The organism is Desmonostoc vinosum, from assembly GCF_059505385.1.
In genome coordinates, this window is record NZ_JCACKM010000121.1 from 1 (window position 1) to 21,022 (window position 21,022).

Annotated in this window: 17 protein-coding genes and 1 tRNA gene; 6 read left to right on the forward strand and 12 right to left on the reverse strand. The window is 43.5% G+C overall.

What is annotated here, in order from left to right:
- Positions 1–241 precede the first annotated feature (241 nt).
- Positions 242–2,275 carry a sulfite reductase, ferredoxin dependent gene (sir, locus tag AC5JMF_RS18850; protein ID WP_495797255.1) on the reverse strand — a complete coding sequence of 678 codons (2,034 nt, stop codon included), beginning with the start codon at positions 2,273–2,275 and terminating at the stop codon, positions 242–244.
- A gap of 427 nt (positions 2,276–2,702) precedes the next feature.
- Here sir and AC5JMF_RS18855 point away from each other — a divergent pair, with 427 nt between their 5' ends.
- On the forward strand, positions 2,703–3,272 hold the full coding sequence (locus AC5JMF_RS18855) for a DUF2854 domain-containing protein (RefSeq protein ID WP_495797256.1): 570 nt from the start codon (positions 2,703–2,705) through the stop codon (positions 3,270–3,272).
- A gap of 20 nt (positions 3,273–3,292) precedes the next feature.
- On the opposite strand, the gene AC5JMF_RS18860 is transcribed toward AC5JMF_RS18855, so the two are convergent.
- Positions 3,293–3,553: a CRR7 family NDH-1 assembly protein gene (locus AC5JMF_RS18860; protein WP_495797257.1), complete on the reverse strand. Its 261-nt coding sequence runs from the start codon at positions 3,551–3,553 to the stop codon at positions 3,293–3,295.
- A gap of 968 nt (positions 3,554–4,521) precedes the next feature.
- Here AC5JMF_RS18860 and AC5JMF_RS18865 point away from each other — a divergent pair.
- Entirely contained in the window at positions 4,522–5,544 is a 1,023-nt protein-coding gene (locus tag AC5JMF_RS18865; RefSeq protein WP_495797258.1) for a GGDEF domain-containing response regulator, read from the forward strand.
- 66 nt (positions 5,545–5,610) lie between these two features.
- Here AC5JMF_RS18865 and AC5JMF_RS18870 read toward each other — a convergent pair whose 3' ends face one another.
- Together AC5JMF_RS18870 and AC5JMF_RS18875 are read right to left on the reverse strand one after the other, a co-directional pair.
- A complete protein-coding gene (locus tag AC5JMF_RS18870; protein WP_495797259.1) occupies positions 5,611–6,816 on the reverse strand; it encodes a histidine kinase in 1,206 nt (401 codons plus the stop codon).
- Between the two features lie 1,039 nt (positions 6,817–7,855).
- Entirely contained in the window at positions 7,856–8,434 is a 579-nt protein-coding gene (locus AC5JMF_RS18875; RefSeq protein WP_495797260.1) for a PadR family transcriptional regulator, read from the reverse strand.
- A 175-nt stretch (positions 8,435–8,609) separates the two neighbouring features.
- On the opposite strand from AC5JMF_RS18875, the gene AC5JMF_RS18880 reads away from it, so the two are divergent.
- Both AC5JMF_RS18880 and AC5JMF_RS18885 read left to right on the forward strand, forming a co-directional pair.
- Positions 8,610–10,007 (forward strand): S-layer homology domain-containing protein, encoded by a 1,398-nt coding sequence (locus AC5JMF_RS18880; RefSeq protein ID WP_495797261.1) that lies wholly within the window; start codon positions 8,610–8,612, stop codon positions 10,005–10,007.
- A gap of 142 nt (positions 10,008–10,149) precedes the next feature.
- Entirely contained in the window at positions 10,150–11,193 is a 1,044-nt protein-coding gene (locus tag AC5JMF_RS18885) for a M42 family metallopeptidase (RefSeq protein WP_495797262.1), read from the forward strand.
- Positions 11,194–11,205: 12 nt separating this feature from the next.
- Here AC5JMF_RS18885 and AC5JMF_RS18890 read toward each other — a convergent pair.
- Positions 11,206–11,277: transfer RNA gene (locus AC5JMF_RS18890), tRNA-Thr, on the reverse strand.
- A 33-nt stretch (positions 11,278–11,310) separates the two neighbouring features.
- Here AC5JMF_RS18890 and AC5JMF_RS18895 point away from each other — a divergent pair.
- Together AC5JMF_RS18895 and AC5JMF_RS18900 are read left to right on the forward strand one after the other, a co-directional pair.
- The gene (locus AC5JMF_RS18895) at positions 11,311–11,580 is read left to right on the forward strand and encodes a DUF3493 domain-containing protein (RefSeq protein WP_495797263.1); all 270 of its coding nucleotides are present in this window, start codon (positions 11,311–11,313) and stop codon (positions 11,578–11,580) included.
- 244 nt (positions 11,581–11,824) lie between these two features.
- Complete coding sequence (locus AC5JMF_RS18900) at positions 11,825–12,571, forward strand: SDR family NAD(P)-dependent oxidoreductase (RefSeq protein ID WP_495797264.1); 747 nt, start codon at positions 11,825–11,827, stop codon at positions 12,569–12,571.
- 135 nt (positions 12,572–12,706) lie between these two features.
- Here AC5JMF_RS18900 and AC5JMF_RS18905 read toward each other — a convergent pair whose 3' ends face one another.
- The 7 genes from AC5JMF_RS18905 to nusA all read right to left on the reverse strand — a co-directional run bounded on the left by AC5JMF_RS18905 (position 12,707) and on the right by nusA (position 20,956).
- Positions 12,707–14,380 carry a DUF1565 domain-containing protein gene (locus tag AC5JMF_RS18905; protein ID WP_495797265.1) on the reverse strand — a complete coding sequence of 558 codons (1,674 nt, stop codon included), beginning with the start codon at positions 14,378–14,380 and terminating at the stop codon, positions 12,707–12,709.
- A 218-nt stretch (positions 14,381–14,598) separates the two neighbouring features.
- A complete protein-coding gene (locus tag AC5JMF_RS18910) occupies positions 14,599–14,796 on the reverse strand; it encodes a hypothetical protein (protein ID WP_495797266.1) in 198 nt (65 codons plus the stop codon).
- Positions 14,797–14,919: 123 nt separating this feature from the next.
- Positions 14,920–15,543 (reverse strand): low-complexity tail membrane protein, encoded by a 624-nt coding sequence (locus tag AC5JMF_RS18915; protein ID WP_495797267.1) that lies wholly within the window; start codon positions 15,541–15,543, stop codon positions 14,920–14,922.
- Between the two features lie 88 nt (positions 15,544–15,631).
- Positions 15,632–18,769: a translation initiation factor IF-2 gene (infB, locus tag AC5JMF_RS18920; RefSeq protein WP_495797268.1), complete on the reverse strand. Its 3,138-nt coding sequence runs from the start codon at positions 18,767–18,769 to the stop codon at positions 15,632–15,634.
- Between the two features lie 77 nt (positions 18,770–18,846).
- The gene (locus tag AC5JMF_RS18925; protein ID WP_495797269.1) at positions 18,847–19,143 is read right to left on the reverse strand and encodes a hypothetical protein; all 297 of its coding nucleotides are present in this window, start codon (positions 19,141–19,143) and stop codon (positions 18,847–18,849) included.
- 108 nt (positions 19,144–19,251) lie between these two features.
- Positions 19,252–19,521 carry a YlxR family protein gene (locus AC5JMF_RS18930; RefSeq protein ID WP_495797270.1) on the reverse strand — a complete coding sequence of 90 codons (270 nt, stop codon included), beginning with the start codon at positions 19,519–19,521 and terminating at the stop codon, positions 19,252–19,254.
- A 148-nt stretch (positions 19,522–19,669) separates the two neighbouring features.
- Positions 19,670–20,956 (reverse strand): transcription termination factor NusA, encoded by a 1,287-nt coding sequence (gene nusA, locus AC5JMF_RS18935; RefSeq protein ID WP_495797271.1) that lies wholly within the window; start codon positions 20,954–20,956, stop codon positions 19,670–19,672.
- Between the last annotated feature and the right edge of the window lie 66 nt (positions 20,957–21,022).

A 21,022-nucleotide genomic window follows, 5' to 3' on the forward strand; every position in this document is an offset into this window, starting at 1 on the left:
CACCGCGTCTCCCTATCTCCGCGTCAGCCAAATCATAAGTCTTTAAACGGACATGGTATAACACTAATTCCGTTCTCTCTGGGATAGTAAAATTTGATCTAAATTATCTACAATAAACCCACGCAAATTTGGTACAAGTTTTCCGTATTAGAAGCTCCCGTTCAGTGTGCAACTATAACGGGAGAAATCTCACGATAAATTGTTTTGCGTTTAGGCGAAAGCCCGCTTGTGAAGTTTAGATTTACGACAAATTTTTCAAGTAAATCTCTACAGCCTCGTTGACTAACTGAGTCATTGATTTGCCTTGGCGAGCTGCGGTTTCCTTGACTTTGCTGTAAATATCATGTTGCAGGCTAACGCGACGCCGTGTTTTACTGCTAGCAACGGTAGTGTTTGCGATCGCTACTTCCTGAGCTTCACTTTCTTCTGTAATTGGTGCTGTGGTGGAATCTGCCATTGTCTCTACTAAACCATCGCTATCGTCTGTAATTCCTGTTTCTGGGGCAGTCTGAGACTCGTATTGAGCGGCAAATTCCCGGATGGCGTCAAAACCGACGCGATCGCAAAAATCACCAAAACTTTCCCCAGATTGGCGTAACTTTTTAAAGTAGACAAAAATCGGCTCTAGCTGGGTTTCTAAATCGTTATGATGTAGCCTTTCCATATAAGGCAGTGCCAGCCTAGTTTGATTGGGCGAACCTCCTAACCATAGTTGGTATGATTCGGGGGCGCTACCTACAAAACCCAATTCTGCCATGTAGGGACGAGCGCAGCCGTTAGGGCATCCTGTCATTCTTACCACAAAATGCTCGTTTTGTAAACCAACTTGATCTAATAGAGTGCGAATTCGTTCTAATATACCAGGTATTGCTCGTTCTGATTCGGTGATGGCTAGACCGCAAGTAGGCAAAGCAGGGCAAGCCATAGCATAACGCACTAGAGGTTCTATTGTGCTGGGGTCAGAGACGATACCACAACGAGTCAGAATATCTTGAATGGCTTGCTTGTGATCTGGTTCGATGTCGCAAAAAATCAGGTTTTGGTGAGGCGTCAAGCGGATGGGTAAGTTAAATTGCTCAACAATTTCCCGCAAGGCTGTTTTAAGTTGCAATGAACCTTCATCTTTGACTCGACCATTATCAATGGAAATACCTAAAAACAGTTTGCCATCGCCTTGTTCATTCCAACCGAGAAAGTCGTGATATTTAAACTCTGGTAGGGATTTAAAAGGTGCAACTGGTTTACCAAAGTATTCCTCGACCTTGGTACGGAATTGATCAACGCCCCAATCGTGGAGTAGATATTTTAGTCTGGCATGACGGCGGTCGGTGCGATCGCCATAATCTCTCTGAGTCGCAACAATTGCTTTTACTAAGTCGTAGACATCATCTTTTGCTACATAGCAAATTGGGTCTGCTATCCTAGCGAAGGTTTCTTCTTTGTTGTGTGTCCGTCCTAAGCCACCGCCAGCGAAGATGTTAAAGCCTTCGAGTTTACCTTTTTTATTGGTAATAACTACCAAGGTAAGGTCTTGGGAATATAAATCAACCGAGTTATCCCCTGGCACTGTCACGGAAACTTTGAACTTACGAGGCATGTAGTGCGTGCCATAAATCGGTTCTTCGTTGTCATGGATGATTGTACCAGTGCCATTACGCTGTCTTGCTGCTTTGACCTCTGGGTTTTCTTCACCGCTAATGACTTTTTCACCATCTAACCAGATTTCGTAATAAGCACCCGTTAGTGGTGATAGCAAATCAGCAACATTCTGAGCATATTCCCAAGCATACTGATACTCAAGGCGATTCTTAAAGGGAACTGGTGGTGCCATGACATTGCGGTTGATGTCGCCGCAAGCACCCAAGGTTGAACCCAAGTTTTTAACAATAGTGGCAATTGCCGTCTTAAGATTTTTCTTGAGAATTCCGTGCAGTTGAAAACCTTGACGAGTGGTTACTCGTAACGTATGGTTGCCGTATTCATCAGCTAGCTTGTCTAAAGCTAGATACAGTTGCGGCGGTATAAATCCACCAGGATTTTTTGTCCGCAGCATAAACTGATAATCTTTTTCCTGTCCCTTGACGCGATTGTCGCGGTTATCCTGCTGATAAGATCCATGAAACTTCAGAATCTGTATCGCATCTTCGCTAAAGTGAGTTGTATCCTGAAGTATCTCAGTTGCTACGGGTTCACGTAAAAAATTACTATTTTCTTTGATTCCTTCTACTTTAGAAGGTTTACGGCTAGCAATTGGGGGAGGAGCAGATTTAACCATTAGTAATGCTGTATAGTATTCTTAATAAGGTATCAGTAAAGGCCGAGGCAGCAGGATGAATGTGTCCTCTCGGCTAATTGATCCCCGGTAATCCGAGCGAAATAATGAGGAATGCTCTAATTTTACCACGCTACTTTACCACGCCAAAAAGCTGGCTTTGTCAGTATATAACCGGGGGACTTAAACCCACGAAACTAATTAAGTCCTTTAGGACTCAGCCATGTTAAAGTGAACTAATCAGTACAAGATTTAAAACCTACCCCCGGACTGGGGGAAAGTCTACGCCCAAAAAATGTACGGAGACATCAGCACGCCCTAGTGGCAAACGTGTTGAGCCGCTTAACCTGTGTAAACAGGATATTAAGGCTGAAATGTCTTAAAAATTTCCGTGGCTTTAGCCCGGAGAGTGTCAAACGAACCTCAGATTATGTTACGCCAAATTTCTTTGGGAACACTCGGTTTAACCATCGGCAGCATATTAACTATCGTCGGCTTCATCGCCTACGCTAATAATAATGCAACACTAAATCTTGTCGGATTTTTTTACGGTTTTCCTCTATTGTTGGGAGGACTAGCGCTTAAAGCTAATGAACTCAAGCCTATACCTTTTAGTCAAATTACAACACCTCCAGTTTTAAAACTGCGAGAACAGCAGGCAACCCAGACTCAAAATAAAATCCGCAAAGACATTACTCGATATTGCTACGGTCAAGACGCTCATTTCGATGGGACACTCTCTTATCTGGGTCTGAGTCCAACAGATAACGAACGGCCTACAGTTACAGGTTTAAGAGAAACGGAAGCTAACGGGGCCTACGCCTTAACTTTAGAATTTGACTCGCCATTGATACCAATTGATGTCTGGCAGCAAAAACAGGAAAAAATGACCAGCTATTTTGGCCCCGGAGTGGAGATTAAAATCACACAGCCAGAAGAAAGCAAAATTGAACTGACGTTGATTACTACTCAAAAAGAGTCAGCAGGGATTGGGGACTAGGGACTGGCTCCATTCTCCATTCACTTTTCTAAGCGAACTGCATACCACTGCAAGTACTTTCCAATACCAATATCTAACTCACAACTAGTATCAAGCAGATATTGGGCTTGTTCTGCTACAGTATCAAACCTTTGTAAGTCAGGTGGCAGGTCATGAACATTGAGTTGTTGAAGAGTTTTTTTGAGCTTTTCTAACAACTCTAATGCTGTCAAAAATTGTTCTGGTTGGTTTGTTTCTAGAACAACAAAGTTATCCTGTTGATACATTAATGGATCTGGCATGAGAAAAATTTGGTAACTTTTAATAAGTTGATCTAATGTGAGTTAGATATTAAAACTTGAATGATTTTGTCAATGCCCTCACCCTAAATCCAGCTTTGTAGTCCGAGAGCTGCGGTGCGTTAGGACTTGCGTCCATAACGCACCCTACAAAATTAAAGCTGTTAATTCACATTAGGCGTAAGTTGTAAGCTTTTATAAAATATCTTGCTGTGTAGTTTATTTTAGCTTGAAAGCGGTAGTAAAGAACTAAAATTTTTACCAACACATGTATTAAAATTTTACAAGTTTTAGGTATTATAACTGAGAGAAGTATTTTTGAAAAAACCAAAAATAAAAGCTTTTGCTTAATTTTGTATGAGTACTCAGTAATTATTCTTAAATTTGATAAATATGACTAAGTCGTATGAGGAATGAACAGAGTATTACTAGTAAAAAATATTGTCTAATTTTTATGCATATATGAAATTGTTTTAATCTACCTCTGTAGTTTTCCCAATTAACTAAATAATCAAGAAAATAAGTTGTACATTTGAAGTTTTAAATAAAACTGCAATTTGACTTGATCACTGGGGAAGTATAAAAATAACAATTATTACCATAACTATCTGTATTTCAGGAAAAAGGTAAAAATTGCCTTCGATTTTTAGAACATATTAATTATTTATGAAATATAATTCTGTACTGCTTGCTTAGTTCACAATAATCAAGCAGTTTCTTGTCACAAAAAAGTTGGTTGCTATTTCCAAAGCATGAGAGCGATCGCACGGTGCATTTTATTGCTCATTGTTTATGCAAACTTGAAATAAGCTTAACAACATTTTCACATATCACACATGTTTTACCTGATTTTGTTTGTATGTCTTCCGTCAAGTCACTTACGAAAAACAAATATCAATCACAGGTGATTTGACTATGGAGGTGAGGTTTTTTTCCTACCCGATACTCTCTTTTTCTGTGGAACGCAACTCATGGCAGGCATAAGCCCATTCTCTCTTACCAAGCAACCCCCTGTAATTCTGGTGGCCGATGACGACAAGACCACGCGAGTGTTATTGCGTGAAGCTATGGAACAAGATGGTTATCGAGTAGTTGAGGTTTGTGACGGTAAGCAATGTTTGGATGCTTTTGAAACTGTCAAGCCAGACATAGTTTTACTAGATGCTGTGATGCCTGTAATGGATGGCTTTACTTGCTGTAAGCAACTACTCCAAATTGCTAGAAATAATTTAATATCAGCATTAGCAACACTTGATACTGACTCAGCCCTTGGCAATACGATGATCTCTAAATTATGGGGGCGTACACCCATACTCATGGTTACAAGTTTGGATGATAGAGATTCAGTAGATCGCGCCTTTGAGGCAGGGGCTACCGATTATGTCACTAAGCCAATTCATTGGGCAATATTGCGCCAGAGGTTGCGACGACTATTACAACAAGCACAAGTTTATAAACAGCTAGAAGCTGCAAACCAAGCCTTACAGCATCTGGCTAATGTAGATGGTCTAACTGGATTGGCGAACCGTCGCCGTTTTGATGATTATCTAAACACTCAGTGGATTAACTTAGCTCAAGAAGAAGCTCCACTATCGTTGATTTTATGTGATATCGACTTTTTCAAATTTTATAATGATAAATATGGTCATCCTGGTGGAGACCTTTGCTTACAAAAGGTGGGTACTGTGTTAAGCCGTAAAGCCCAGAAACATCAAGATTTAGTAGCGCGTTACGGTGGCGAAGAATTTGCTGTGATTATGCCCTACACTCATGCGATTGGTGCAATTCATGTTGCAGGAGCGATACAAGCTGGAGTTAGAGAGCTAGAAATTCCCCATGATGGGTCTAGCGTCAGTCCGCACGTCACTTTGAGTATGGGAGTGGCAACTGTCATTCCGACTTGGGAATCTTCTCCTTCGGATTTGATTGTAGGAGCAGATAAAGCACTCTATCAAGCAAAAGCAAAGGGGCGTAATCGAATTGTTTGGAGGTAGTTTTTTTAGAGGGAACAGGAGACAGGGGACAGACAATGAATGTAGAGACGCTTCAAAAGCGCGTCTCTAAGACGGATAAACCGGCAATGTAAAATGGAACCATGCCCCGCCGTAGGGAGCAGAGTCTACCCAAATTTGGCCGTAATGTGCGCGAATGATCCGTTGGCATAAACAAAGACCAATACCGTAACCTTCTGTGCCTTCGTCGCGTTGTAGACGGAAGTGGTTCTCAAAGATGCGATCGCGATTTTCCACAGGTATACCAGGCCCAGTATCACCAATACTAAATTGAACTTTTTGGGTTGTTCGGTGGAGTCCAGCAACGCTGATTTTACCGTCTTTTGGTGTATACTTTATGGCATTGTCTAAAAGATTTACTAATACTTGACGAATGCGTTCTGGGTCAGCATACACAGTGGGTAAGTCTTTGGGGATATCTGTTTCTACCTTCTGGGATTTGGCTATGTAGCGATCGCGTAATTCTTCGAGTACATCTAAACAAAGTTTACCTATTTCTACTTTTTGTGGTATAATAGGAAGCTCTGTATCGCTACCACGACCTACTTGCAAAAGGTCAGCTATCATGCGGTCGATGATTCTAGCTTGGCTACGGGCTTGTTTGAGTAAGTGAGCTGTCATGGCTGGTTTGAGGCGCTGAAACTCACCCGTATCTTGATTGTAGTTAGATTGGAGAGTTTCGATGGCGATCGCCGCCGCAGTGAGGGGATTACGGAGATCGTGCGCCAGCATAGCGATGACTCGATCTTTAAACTGGAGTTGTTCTTGGAGTTTCTCTTTTTCCTGTTTTAAGCGAAAAATTTCGTCTGAGAGTTGAATCAGTTCGGCAGAAACAGCAACTGAAGGGATTGTGGATGTGGGTAATATTACCCGTCCGTGTTCGTCGATACTTTCTTGTAAGTCTTCCTGTAATTTAGAAAAGGCTTCTCCAGAAGCTTGCCAGCGAGACCAACAGTTTTTTAATTGGGCAATGATATTACTCCCAGCTAAAATTTGCCGGGGTTCTGGGTGGATTTTGATTAAAGCTGGCGTTGCTATCAACTTGAAGTGTTCCGCCAAGTAGGGTTGTTGACCAACATCAATAATTTGAAGTTCAAAACTATACTCAGCCTGCAATTCCTTTAAATAAGCACGTAATCGTTGCACCTGTTGTCGGGACTTTGGGCGTCCATCGACAAACAGTAGCAGCTGGAGTGGAGCCTCATAATAGATCGGCTGATCCTGGGAAACTGGCATGTAATCGTGTTTCAGCACTGGTAACAACCCGGCGACGCTTTACAAAAAGTAAGATTAACTAACAGTTGTCGATGGTCGTTCTTTTTCTCAATTTAATATCTATTTTAGATTTTTCATACTCCTAAGTTGAAAATAGGGAGTGGGGAGTGGGGAGTGGGGAAAGAGGGATTTCTATAAAAGTTTGTATTTTTTATTACATAAGTATCCGTTGGAAATATAGGGCGTGGGAAGAAGTATTTTCATCCTTGGTGATGGGATTTTCCCATAAGTTACTGTCTTAAAACCATCCTTGCTGTTGAATATCAGTTTGAGTTTTCCGACGAGAATAAAAATCTTTTCTCAGGGGTATGATCAAAGTTTTTATACTACGACATAGCAGTGAGGATGGCAGTAAACTAATTTGGTTGCCACCTTGAGCAATAACTTATCGAAGCAAAAGGCGATCGCATCAAATTGTGATACAAGAACTTTCATATAATTATCTACTGCTCCTGTAACATGCGATCGTTTTGTGGGTTTTCAATTTTGATGGCTACAACAAATTTGGCTTATAGTTTTGAAGCTGATATAGATATACTCCTCAGCATAAGTACTGCTAAACTCAAAGCAAGAGTATCAGTAGCCTTTACTCAGAAACTCAATTGATAAATTTCAGCGCAATTGCTGCAATACTGAGTGCTTTGCCGATTACTTTAGCCTCAACAACTTCATACTTACGCTGAGTTCCCAGGGTTATCTGTCACTGGAGTGAAGCGGAGGGGCATGAATTTTTCTATCTATTACCTTATTTAGCTTACCACCGTTAGCCAAATACTTTCTAAAATTTTGCTTCTCACTCTCACAAGGTAAGAAATTTATTTTTTTCATAAAAATGTTAGCTTGCCAGAATTTTAGGGAATTCTATATACAAGCATGGGAATTACCAAAACCTAATCGCTGGAGAACAAAGACGTTACGGTAGCTTTTGCTACCGTTTACTCATTTTATTAACAGAATACGATACAACAATAGACTTGCTTGGGTTCTGATTTTAATTCGTAAACTACCCACACCAACCTTACTGCTCGGCAAGAAACTTGTAAATTTCACGCTTTACCTGAACAAGCAGCTCGCGTACTCGATTTGCTTGCTCTAAATTGCCACTGCGAGCAATTTGTGTAACAGCATCATTTAACTCTGTTAAGGTACGCCGCAACTCAATCAATTCCGAAGGCTTGTTTTCCTTAAAACTGTTGTAAGTGTTTCTTAAATCAGCCTGCTGGTTGCGATCGCGCAATAATTGTCTACCACTCTCTGTAATCGTGTAGACACGCTTATCATCGACTTGCTCACTAGTCAAATAACCGCCTTCTTCCAACATCTGAAGCGTTGGATAGACAGAGCCTGGGCTAAGGCGGCGAAAGCCTCCTCGACGGGTTTCTAGCTCTTTAATCAATTCATAACCATGCTGGGCCCGCTCAGATAGAAGCCCAAGCAGCATAAATTTGATGTCACCGCGACGGGTGCGAGGCTCATCTCCCCAGCCACCACTCGATGAACCTCTGTGTCCATGTCGCCCACTCATGAAAAATTGATTGCCAAATCCTTCTCCAGCATGGGCTGGTACAGGAAAATGTGGATGAAATTGTCTAAACATATGTAATTCCTTGTGTTTATTTGACGTATCGCGATATATCTTTATCGTTAAATATAATATATCGCGATATATCGTATTTGTCAAACACAAATTCTAAATACTGACTCACCCGCAAACAAGCAGCTTTTGGCAGTCTGCGCTAGGGTAGGAATTGAAACTTGATTTGTGATTTCCTGTGCTTCCCTGTAAACGTCCAGCCGCCTTTGTGAGTTTGGCTGTTTTACTGACATCGTTAACAGCCTGTGCTAACAGTCCAGTTGCTAAGAACCTTGAGCAGTCTCTAGCAGCAGATCCGCAACTGCAAAATAATCCTGTTGCTCTGGGAGAATCTTCAAATCAACAAACGCAAGTACAGCAGAATGAATCAGTAGTGCAGTTACCAACTGATTTTCCTCAAGATATACCTCTGTATCCTGGTGCTAAACTACAGGAAATCACACCAGCTAGTGGTTCAGAAAACAAAGTATCAACACGTTGGTTAAGTTCTGATCCCAGCAATTTTATTTCTAGCTTTTATAAAAACCAGTTTCAAACAAACAACTGGCAGGTTTTGCAGCAACCTCCAGAAGACGGGGGAGGTGTTTTTGAAGCACGTCGCAATAATTTATTGATAAGGGTTTCGATTCAGCCACAATCAGTTACCAACGCTTTAGCTAATCAACCCCAAACAGCTACGCAATTATTGATTGAGTATATACCCAACTCCACGACAACCGCACAACCTACCCCAACTGCAAGTCCTAGCCAAACTACTAGCGCTCAGACTACTAGCGAAGTTCCGCAACCAGGAGATCCACAGTTTATTGGCCCTGTGCTAAGTGCAAACTTGGCAGCACAGCCAGGAAATACATCTAATAGCCAAGCTAAGCCAGAATCTCAGGAATTCAATGATTTGAATCAAGCACCGCAAGAATGGCGCAAATATATCCAAGATTTGGCAGCATTGGGTGTTTTATCCCCACAAGCAAAAACAACTAAGACTAATACCACCACAATTAATCAATTTGAACCGAGTAAAATCATCACTCGTAGAGAATATGCGCGTTGGTTGGTTGCTGCTAACAATGCTATGCACGCCAATAACCCAGCTAAGCAGATTCGCTTAGCATCGGCAAGCACACAATCAGCTTTTAGTGATGTATCGTCAAAAGACCCCGATTTCCCAGCGATTCAGGGATTAGCGGAAGCTGGGTTAATTCCCAGCCCTTTATCTGGGGATTCTACAGCAGTTTTATTTCGTCCTGATGCACCCTTAACGCGAGAGCAGTTGCTACTGTGGAAATTACCTCTAGATACCCGTCAAGCGTTACCTTCAGCTAATTTAGATGCAGTGAAACAAACCTGGGGTTTTCAAGATTTAGGAAAAATTGACCCCAAAGCTTTGAAAGCAGTATTAGCTGATTTTCAAAATGCTGAACAGTCAAATATTCGGCGGGTGTTTGGCTATACGACACTGTTTCAACCCAAAAAACCAGTAACTCGTGCTGAGGCAGTGGCGGCTTTGTGGTATTTTGGCACTCAGGGTGAGGGGATATCGGCTGCTGAGGCTTTGAAGTTAAAGGGAAGGGAGTAGGGAGTGGGGAGTAGGGAGTAGGGAAGAGTGGGGAATACAGTGATTTTGAAGTTAAAGGGAACAGGGAACAGTAGGGAATACAGTGATTTCAGTTGTGTACTTAGATATTTAAGGTCAGAGATTTGGTTAATTTAAGATACTAATGTGGAATTACGATCGCCTATTTCAAATAATTGCAGAATTGGTCATGCACCATTCTCCTAGTGGGGCAGAAGCTGAAGTTAATCAGTTGTTGATGCAGCGATTTGCAGCTTTGGGTGTTGAGGTGTGGGGCGATCGCGCCGATAATATAATTGCGAAAATCCCTGGTAAATATTCAGATAGAGCAATTGCGATTACTGCCCATAAAGATGAAATTGGTGCAATTGTCAAAAGTCTCGGTGATGATGGCCGTGTCGAAGTTCGTAGGCTTGGTGGTTCTTACCCATGGGTTTACGGTGAAGGAGTTGTAGATTTACTTGGAGATCACCAAACTATCAGTGGGATTCTCAGCTTTGGTTCTCGCCATGTTTCCCATGAATCTCCTCAAAAAGCCCAGCAGGAAGATACTGCTCTCAAATGGGAAAATGCCTGGATTGAAACAAAACTCACTACTGCCGAACTAGAAGCAGCAGGCGTTAGGCCAGGCAGTAGGATGGTGATTGGCAAGCATCGCAAACAGCCTATTAGGTTGAAAGATCATATCGCTAGTTACACTCTGGACAATAAAGCCTCTGTAGCGATTTTGTTAGCCTTGGCTGAAATAGTCAAACAGCCAGTAGTTGATGTATATTTGGTTGCATCGGCAAAAGAAGAAGTGGGAGCAATTGGAGCGCTATTTTTTACCCAAAATCAGCGTTTGGATGCTTTAATTGCATTGGAAATTTGTCCGCTATCGAGCGAATACCCAATTGAAGACGGGAAAAATCCGGTAATTCTTGCTCAAGATGCCTATGGTATTTATGATGAAACGTTGAATGGTCAACTGCGCTACTGTGCTAAGCAGTTAGATATGTCAGTGCAGTTAACAACATTAAGTGGGTTTGGGAGCGATGCTTCAATCGCTATGAAGTTTGGACATGTTGCCCGTGCTGCCTGTTTGGCATTTCCCACACAAAATACCCATGGCTACGAAATTGCTCATTTAGGAGCGATCGCTAATTGTATTGATTTACTCAAAGCCTTCTGCGAAACTGAGCTTGAGTAATAATTCTATTAAAGCCGATGGCGGGATTTGAACCCGCGACCGCTCGATTACGAATCGAGTGCTCTACCACTGAGCCACATCGGCATACACAGCCTAAAATCATAGCATAATTCACTCATGGTAGACCAAAATCCCAAAAACCGTCTTAAGCTAGAACATTACGCCCGCCTGAAAGCAGAAGCAGCAGCTCCCTATAGAGGCTTGCGGCAATTTCTTTATATTGGTTTTGGTGCTTCTGGTTTAATAGGCGCGTTTATCTTTTTTGTGCAATTACTTGCAGGACGCGAAGTTGACAGCATCTTACCTAACTTGGCGCTCCAAATAGGTGTTGTTGCTCTGATGATATATCTCTGGCGCTGGGAACAGCGTCGGCAAAAACGTCCATAATTAACAGAGAAAAAATAAAAAAAATATTAGGAAATCTCAAAAAATAAAAATTTCTGAGATACTAAAGATCTTTCAAACGGGGTTAGCCAATATAAAGACCCCGAATATAAATCAAATAAAGTTTAAATGGGGTTAACTAAATAAAGAACCCCTATTTTAAGAAAATTTATAACTCTTAGAGCGTCAGATCAATAACCAAGTCTTGGCGCTTTAATTTTGCTAATTATTGAGAACTTAAAATTTGATGCAATCATTCTTGAACCGAGTTGCGCTTGTCACAGGATCGACATCAGGCATTGGTGCATCCATTGCTAGGCGTCTTGCAACAGAAAAAATGTCTATCGCAATCCATTCAAAATCCTCAGTTAAGGCAGGTGTAGCACTTGCAGAAGAACTGGGAAATGCCAGTTATATTCAAGCTGATCTGGCAAACGAAAAGGAAACTAGTCAACTTATTCAAACAGTTATCAAGCAATATGGTCGCCTTGATGTCATTGTTAATAATGCCGGCATTAGTGAAGTTATTCCACACACGGCTCTCAAACAGGCAACATCAGAAATCTGGGCAAAGTTATACCAAGTAAATGTAATTGCACCGTGGATATTGATTGCTGAGGCAGAATCAGCTCTGCGTCAAAGCGCTCAAGATGGGCATCCTAGTTGCATCGTCAATATCAGTTCTCATGCAGGTGTCCGCCCTAAAGGAGCGTCTATCCCTTATTCTGTAAGCAAAGCTGCACTTAATCACTTGACGCGACTACTTGCTGTGACTCTGGCACCAGCAATTCGGGTTAATGCAATCGCTCCTGGATTAGTAGAGACACCAATGACAAAGCAATGGTATAGCGCCCAAGAAACTTGGCAAAATCACGCCCCAATGAGGCGAGCTGCTAAACCCGAAGAAATTGCTGATCTTGTAGCAATGTTGGTCACTTCGGACTATATCACTGGAGAAGTTATTGTAGCTGATGGCGGGCTGAATTTAACCTGAAGGCAATAGGGAATAGGGAACAGAGTTGAAAGCTTCTTGTCATATGACTTTTTTCTGATAATACCTTCGCCATTTTTAAAAATGGCGAAGGTATTGTTTTTTACCCAGCACTCACAACTTTTGCAAATCAGTTATTTACTGAACTGTCACCAAATAGGGAGAAGGAATTGGTTGGGCACGTCCAGTACTGACAAGTGCTTGGTAAACAAAGGCCGCAACTTCTGCTCTAGTTGCCTCACGATTGGGATTGAGTTGCTTGGCTGTAGGATAATTGATCACTAGTTGCTTTAAAGTTGCTGCGGCAACAGGTGCGATCGCATATTTGGGAATTTGAGCCGCATCGGTGTAAAAGGAAAGGGCATTTTGATTATCTGTAGTTAAACCCAAACCGTTAGCCAACGAAACTAACGCTTGTACTCTGGGAATTTTCTGCTGTGGTTTAAAAGTACCATCGGGATAACCAGCAATAAATTGACTTTGGTAAGCAGATTTAATCGCAGCGTAAGCCCAGAAATTATTTTTTACATCCTTAAACTCAAGACCTGCACGTTTTGTCGGTGGTTTCAAGGCTTTGGTAACGATGGTAGCGAATTGGGCACGAGTTACAGGTTCATTAGGTTTAAAACTACCATCAGGAAAACCAGCAATAATATTTTGGGCGGCTAGGGCTTCGATGTAAGTTTTTGCCCAATATCCTGTTGGTACATCCTTAAAGGCCACAGCCTGACCAGGAGGCAGGGTAACATCCGCAGCGACAAAATCTACTTGACCAAAAATCTTTTTCTGATCGATATCGTTACCAACGGCAACAATCTGACTGGTTTTGGTAGCATTATTGACATCATAACGAGTGTTACCGCGAATGAGATTGCCACCAGGACTTTCATTGGTGCCGAGGTCAGGTGCCGCATTGACGGTCGCCACAACACCATCTCGCTTATTATTTTGAATTACATTCTTACGAAGTACAGGCTTTGCTGACTCTGAGATAAAAAGACCATCTTGATTTTGGATGATTTGGTTTTCAACAACTAAGGGTGTCGAAGTCCCACCGATCGCAATCCCAAAACCAGTATCTTGGAATGTGTTACCGCGAATTTCTCCTTGAGCCGCTCTAGCTATAGAAACCCCGTTGCCTTTGTTTTGTACAAAGACATTACTTTCGATTTTGGGATTACCTGTACCAGTCACAAAAACGCCTTCTCTAACACTGTTAGTAAAAGTACTATTTTTGATAGTTGGATTAGTTGATTCTACCCACACCCCTGTGCCTCGTTGGTTCGGGTTGGTGACGGTAACACCTGTGATTGTGGTATCTTGCTCAGCGAGGATTGTAATGTCTTGTCTTGCAAAGGTACGACTCGTGTAGAAACCTCCGCCTGTAATTAACATTGCTTGACCTTTGGTATTTTCATCACCCCGCAACGTCACCCCTGGTTTGAGGGTGAGCGGGAAGGTTTCGCCACTTTCTTGGTTATAAGTGCCTGGGGCTAGTTGAATAATTGTACCTGGTTGAGCTTGACTCAGAGCAAAGGAAATACTTTTATAAGGTGCTGCTTCTGTTGTGCCAGCACCAGCTGTATCTGCACCAGTCGCTGAGTTGACATAAATCACTGTTGCAGTTGTGGGAGCTTGCGCTGTGAGATTTGAGGCAGTACCTTCTGAGTAGGTAACACCAGCATTTACCCCACCAGAAACAACCAACAAAGCTGTAAGTCCAACGCTCAAGGTAAAAGTAGATTTGAGATAACGGCTAGAAAGAGGGCGAAGGTTTTTTGTTGAAGAAATCTGAAAACCTCGATATTTCATTTTTAAGGCCTGTGAAGTACTGAATTACGGTATGTCGAATCAGGTCGCAGCCGCGTAGCTTTAAAACCCATGCAAAACTATACCGGATGATCAGCACTTATTCAGCTAAATTCCCTAGATAAATAACAGAACTTATACAAATTGGGCATGGGGAATAATCTTTTCCCTCATCTCCCTCATCTCCCTCATCTCCCTGCCTCCTGCGCCATTTAATATTATTAGTAGGCTAAAGTTTCTAAGGTTTCCTGTAAATACCGCTGTACTTGCTGTTCCAAGCGTAGCCCTTGTAATTGAGCATCACGCTCTAGCTGCCAGCGTTGAAAGCCGGAACTTGCTGCGATCGCATATTTGAGGCTGTGCCAAATTTCTGTATCACGAGTTAGTTGGCGATCGCTAGAAGCTGGAATTTGAGCCATAGTACCTCATTCCTCAACTTTGAGTTTTACGGTCATAGAGTTTCTGATTTTAGGTAAATCCAAATAAGTCCACAGGAGATAGTGGGATTCACTTAAATACTTATTATGCTTTTAGTTTAAGTGTTACTGCGAGTCTGTGTTAATACTTTTAAGGGATTGAAATAATCTAGGCAATATTCGATTAACTCGCACACCTAAAATTGTGAAATCTTGCTTAATCTTTTCTAAAGATAATGGTTCTATGGCAGCAAATTCTGTGTCATTGGTCACTAAAACTCTAGCTACACTCACAGGAATTTGTAAAAATAAGTTACTAGCTAAAAAAGTTAGTCCGGCAAGCAGCAATCCCAGAGTCCGCCATTGTGGTAAGAAGCTCGCCACATGTGCCACCAATGGCACTACTTTGTGTATTTGCCACAACACACCAATTAATAATATTGCAGCTACTAGCGAAAGTACGCGATTTAACCTTGTATTGATTAAACAAAGAATTTTTCGTTGCTGTTCGGTGAGATTTTCTGGTTTCAGTGCGACTCCCAAAATTGCAAAAATATAAAAGGGACGACGCAACTGCATCCACAGTAGCGGGATCACACCAGTCGCAGTGACGAAACATAGTTCCATCCACGCTGGCATTAGTGGCTCACCGACAGAGAGGAACAACAAACACAGGATTAAGAAAATCGGCAGTGTCGCCAACCCGGCGACATGAATCCATAATATCGGTTCAGAGCGAAATGAGGACATAGGGCAAGAGGGGGAGATGAGGAAGATCAGGGAGATGGGGGGTTAATTGTGATCCCCAACGTCCCTACCTCCCAATCTCACTTTCATGTTATTTGGTCAATGTGAGAGTACGGCGCTTAGTTACCATTTGGTAGGCTTCGATGATGTCACCTGTAACCCAATCGTTGAATTTATCAACGCCGATACCGCACTCATAACCGGCATTGACTTCGCGTGCATCTTCTTTCATCCGTTTTAGGGAATCTAGAACGCCTTCGTAAATCACCTTACCGCCGCGACGCACCCGCAGTTTGCAGTTGCGAACTAGCTTGCCAGATTGCACATAGCAACCAGCCACCGCACCGCGACCGACGGGGAAGACTGCCCGGACTTCGGTTTGACCCAAGGGTTCTTCTACTAACTCTGGTTCTAACAGACCTTCCAAGGCATCTTGGATATCTTCTAGGAGTTTGTAAATAATGTTGTATTCTCTGACATCTACACCAGCTTCATCAGCGGCTTGTCTAGCGCCACTGGCAAAGGTAGTGTTGAAACCAATAATTACGGCATTACTTGCAGCTGCTAAGTCGATATCTGTTTCGGTGATTTCTCCAGCTGTAGCCAACAGCATCCGAATTTGAACTTCGTTTTGGGGAATTTGTTTGAGCGCTCCTACAATGGCTTCCACAGAACCTTGGACATCTCCCTTTAAGATCAAGTTGAGTTCTTTCAACTCGCCCTCTTGTGCTTGAGCTGAGAGGGTTGTGAGGGTGACACGCCCTTGCAGTAGGCGGGATTGGCGTTGTTTGTCGGCGCGATCGCCTGCGAGTGTTCTGGCTTCTTTTTCATTCTCGAAGACCTCGAACTCATCACCAGCGGCTGGTACATCGCTTAAGCCAAGTACTTCGACGGCAAAGGAAGGACTAGCTACGTCTACCCTCTTACCTCTGTCATCGACCATAGCTCGGACTTTACCAAAGGCAGAGCCAGCTACTAACATATCCCCTACGCGCAAAGTCCCATTTTGAATTAGCAGGGTTGCAACTGCTCCCTTGGCTTTATCCAAATGCGCTTCAATCACAGTGCCTTTAGCTGGGCGATTGGGATTAGCGGATAGTTCTTCTACCTCTGCTACCAGCAGAATCATATCTAGGAGTGTATCTAGGTTTTCGCCTTTGATCGCACTCACCGGAACCATGATTGTTTCACCGCCCCATTCTTCTGCTGTCAATCCATACTGAGTGAGTTCTTGTTTGACTCGGTCTGGTTGTGCAGCTTCTTTATCAATTTTGTTGATAGCTACGACAATTGGCACTCCTGCGGCTTGAGCATGGCTAATGGCTTCAATAGTTTGGGGACGCACACCATCGTCAGCAGCTACTACCAAGATGGCAATGTCTGTCACCCGCGCTCCTCGTGCCCGCATGGCTGTGAAGGCTTCGTGACCAGGGGTATCTAAAAAGACAATTTGCTTGGCCTTACCTTCGTGTTCTATGTCTACGTGGTATGCACCAATGTGCTGAGTAATACCACCAGCTTCACCAGCAGCCACTTTTGTTTTCCGAATCGAGTCGAGCAGTGTAGTTTTACCGTGGTCTACGTGACCCATGATTGTGACTACCGCTGGACGCCGCTGGAGGTTTTCCAGGTCGGCCACATCGATCATTTCTGTGACTTTTCGGGCTTCTGCTTCTGGTTCAGCGGTTTCGACTTCTACTTCTAGTTCTTTTGCTACTAGGGTAATTGTCGCCACGTCCAGATTTTGAGTGATGCTCACCGCCATGCCTTTGAGGAACAGGATTTTGACAATCTCTGTATCAGCAACAACCAAGGCGTCGGCTAGTTCCTGCACGGTCATTGGCCCTGTTACTAGCAGGATTTCTGGGCGTTCACGTTTTGGTTCTGTTTCTTGTTGACGACGATTTTGGTCACGGTTAGAACTAGATCTTCTCGTTCTGGCTGCCGGAGCGCTAGCTACTATTGCGCCTGGTAGCTGTAGAGGTTTAGCTGACTTCGGCTTGGGTGGGCGAGCGATGGAAAGGCTGACTTGGATTGTAGCTGGACTATCTAAATCGTCATCATCGAGTAAATCGTCCTCTTCAAAATCATCATCTAGGATTGGTTTGATCCGCTTGCCTTTGGGGACTGCTTTGCCGGCTTTTTCTTTAACTTCGTCAATGATTTCCTCTTCCACCCATTTTTTGCCACCTTTAGTTGGGCGAGGGGGAGTTGGGCGTTTCAAATCAAGGAGATCAGGAGCAATTGGCTCATCGAGCAACTCAGATTTGGCTGCTGTTCCACCAGGGGCTTGTCTTGGTGGAGTAGCAATCGGCATGGCTGCTACAACTTCACCTGGACGTTGCGGTCTGCTGGGTCGTTGACCTTCTCCTGGTGATACTGGGGCAGATGGTCTACTACCTCTTTGCTCTGGTCTTCCAGGTGCTGGAGTGGGACGAGCCTGTTTTTGGGGTGCGGGTGTGCCCTGGGATATTTGCTCTGTTGTCGGTTTGGCGATCTTGGGCTTGGGGCTGTCGCTGCGATCGCGTTTGAGAATAGGTTTTTCTGCCTGTGATCCCCCAGATGGCTGCTCAGAATCTGGCTGCGGTTTTTCCGCTGGTCTGGCAGGTGGTGTCACCAGCTGCGGTTTTTGGGTTTTTTCCGGTCTTGGTCTGGATGGAGTTGATTTTTCCGGCGGTTTTTCCGCAGTTATTTTCTCCGGCGACTGATTTGTATTGGGCGCTTGATCCAAGTCTGTGACTGTAGATTGATCTGAAGTCTCAGACTGATTCCGGGGAACAGGTCGAGTCGGTACCGTCGGCTTCATGGGTGAGACAGGTGTAGCGAAGGGTCGTGGAGGTGCAGGAGGATTAACTTCAGATGAAGAAGCAATTTGAGCGTTGATAGCAACTGACGCCTCTGGGGCGTTGGAGGTAGTGTTTCTCAATATTTTGGGTTTGCGAATTTCCAAAATTTGCTGTTTGTGAGGTGCAGCAGCAGGTCGGTTACGTCCGCCGTTTTGTGGTGAATTTGGCTTATGGCTGGTTGTACCTAGTTCTTTTCTGGGTGCGACATTCGTAGCTGCGTGTTTTTCCGCTGCCAGTCGAATTTGTTCGGCCTCAGATTCTGAAATCGTGCTGCTATGGCTTTTGACCGCAATGCTGAGCTGGTCGCAAATTGCTAGTAGCTCTTTGTTATCCAAATTCAATTCCTTTGATAATTCGTAGATTCTAACTTTGCCGTTGTTCATCCACTCTTCCCCTTTAATTTACAGTTTTAGCGGATGGCTGCCCGGTTTGTGACATCTCCATCCTTTGATTACTGTTTTTAGGTTGCCGTTAAGATTTTGCCGGTGCCTCCAATCAGGAAAGAGAGATGTTTCGGTTCAATGTTGGCATCCTCACCAGAGACGGTGGTTGACGGATACCCATAAAAACTTTTTAAAGAAAAAATTTTTATCGGCACCTTTGACGCCGAACTGCGCTTGAGCGCTACCAGGTTGCCATTTTGTAGTTTTTTGTTTTGCTTTTTCTGAGTCTTCCACAACACGTTTGAGTAAATCTTGTTGGGAGTGTTGCTCCGCCTCCGTTTTGATTTAGAGAGCCGAATGCCTTTTACACCCATTTACTATTTTGGCACTAACCCCAGCAATCAAGACAGTTTAGTTGAAAGCCTAGTTAGGTTTTCAACTCCATCTCTTTGGGGATCACTGCCACAGAAAAGTTGTTCCAACTAATTTTTATTTTGGTTATTGCTTTGGGCTAGGCGTTGCGACAATGTTTGATACAGTGCTTCTGGCACTGATGCATGTAGCGATCGCCCTAGTCGATTTTTTTTCTGAGCTAGCTGTAAGCAGCTCGTTCGCGGACAAATATAGGCAGAACGCCCCATGCCCATTTCCAATTGTACCTTTCCCGACGGAAAGACGCGGACAATCCGCCAAAACTCTTCTTTCAAACCTACTTGGCGACAACTAATACAACGCCGATAATTGGGTTTCATCGGTTATCTGCTAATTTTTAGTTAGCAGTTTGGGTGTCAAAAGATTTTGTTATTCCCATTTTTACTTATATTAAGTTGCTTGGTTATAAAGTAACTATGAAGGCAGAGACTGGGCTTAACACTACCATAACTTTGGGAAGCAGATAAATTACTCGTCATCATTAGTGTCAAAATTATCGTCGTCTTCTAATTCTAGTTTTTCTTGTTGATCTTCAAGTTCCTCCAAATCGATATCCTCATCTTCTTCCTCCTCGGCTTGATATTTAGCCCTAGAAGCTATAAATCTGGCATCTTCTCCCGCGTGGTCATATTTGGCTTTGTCTTTGATGTCAATTTTCCAACCAGTGAGACGAGCCGCTAAGCGCACATTTTGCCCTTCTTTACCGATAGCTAAACTCAGTTGATCTTCAGCTACTAGTACGTGAGTTTGTCGTGTTTCGGGATCCATCAGGCGGACTTCATCTACCCGCGCCGGACTTAAGGCGTTAGCAATGTATGTTGCTGGGTCTGGAGACCAGCGAATTACATCTATTTTTTCACCACGCAATTCGTTGACTACTACTTGAATACGCGATCCCCGCGCTCCAATGCAAGCACCAACTGGGTCTACATCGCGGTCAAGGGTGTCTACTGCTATTTTAGTCCGTGGCCCTACGTAACGGGAAGGGGGGTTTGCCTCCCTAGCTACGGCGACAATCCGCACCACTTCGTCCTCAATTTCTGGTACTTCGTTGGCAAACAGATAAACTACTAAACCAGCATCGGCGCGAGACACGAGTAACTGTGGCCCCCGTTGCTGACCTTGGGAAACTTTTTTGAGATAGATCTTAAAAGTGGCATTCGCTCGATAATTATCGTTGGGTAACTGTTCCCGCTTCGGTAATTCGGCTTCTACTTCAGGTTGACCAAAGCCACTGCTAACTGCCAAAATCACCGATTGTCTTTCAAATCGCAGCACTCTAGCTTGTAAGACTGTGCTTTCTAAGTCTTGAAACTCTTCTTGCACCATCTGACGTTGCTGATCCCGCAGTTTTTGCGCCAGTACTTGCTTGGTTTGCATTGCTGCCATGCGACCAAATTCCCCTTGGTCTGGTGTCACATCCAGCACCACGGAGTCACCTAACTGAGCTTCGGGAGCTACTTGTTGGACTTCATCAAGGGAAATTTGATGGTCTGAGTTGCTGACCTCTTCTACTATGGTTTTAGTAGAAAGAACGCGAAATCCTTCTCCATCAATATCGAGTTCTACTTCAAAATTATCAAAATAATCTTCGTCAAACTGTTTACGCTCTAAATTTTGAGCGCGACGATAACGTTCGTAGCCCTTAAGTAGTGCCTCTCTAATAGCTGATTGCACTGCTAGACGGGGTAAATTTCGTTCGCGACTGATACTTTCAATTAATTCTTTTAATCCAGGTAAACTGACCATTGACATAAGCGATCTCCTTGGGGACTGGGGATTGGGGACTGGGGACTGGGGATTGGGGACTGGGGACTGGGG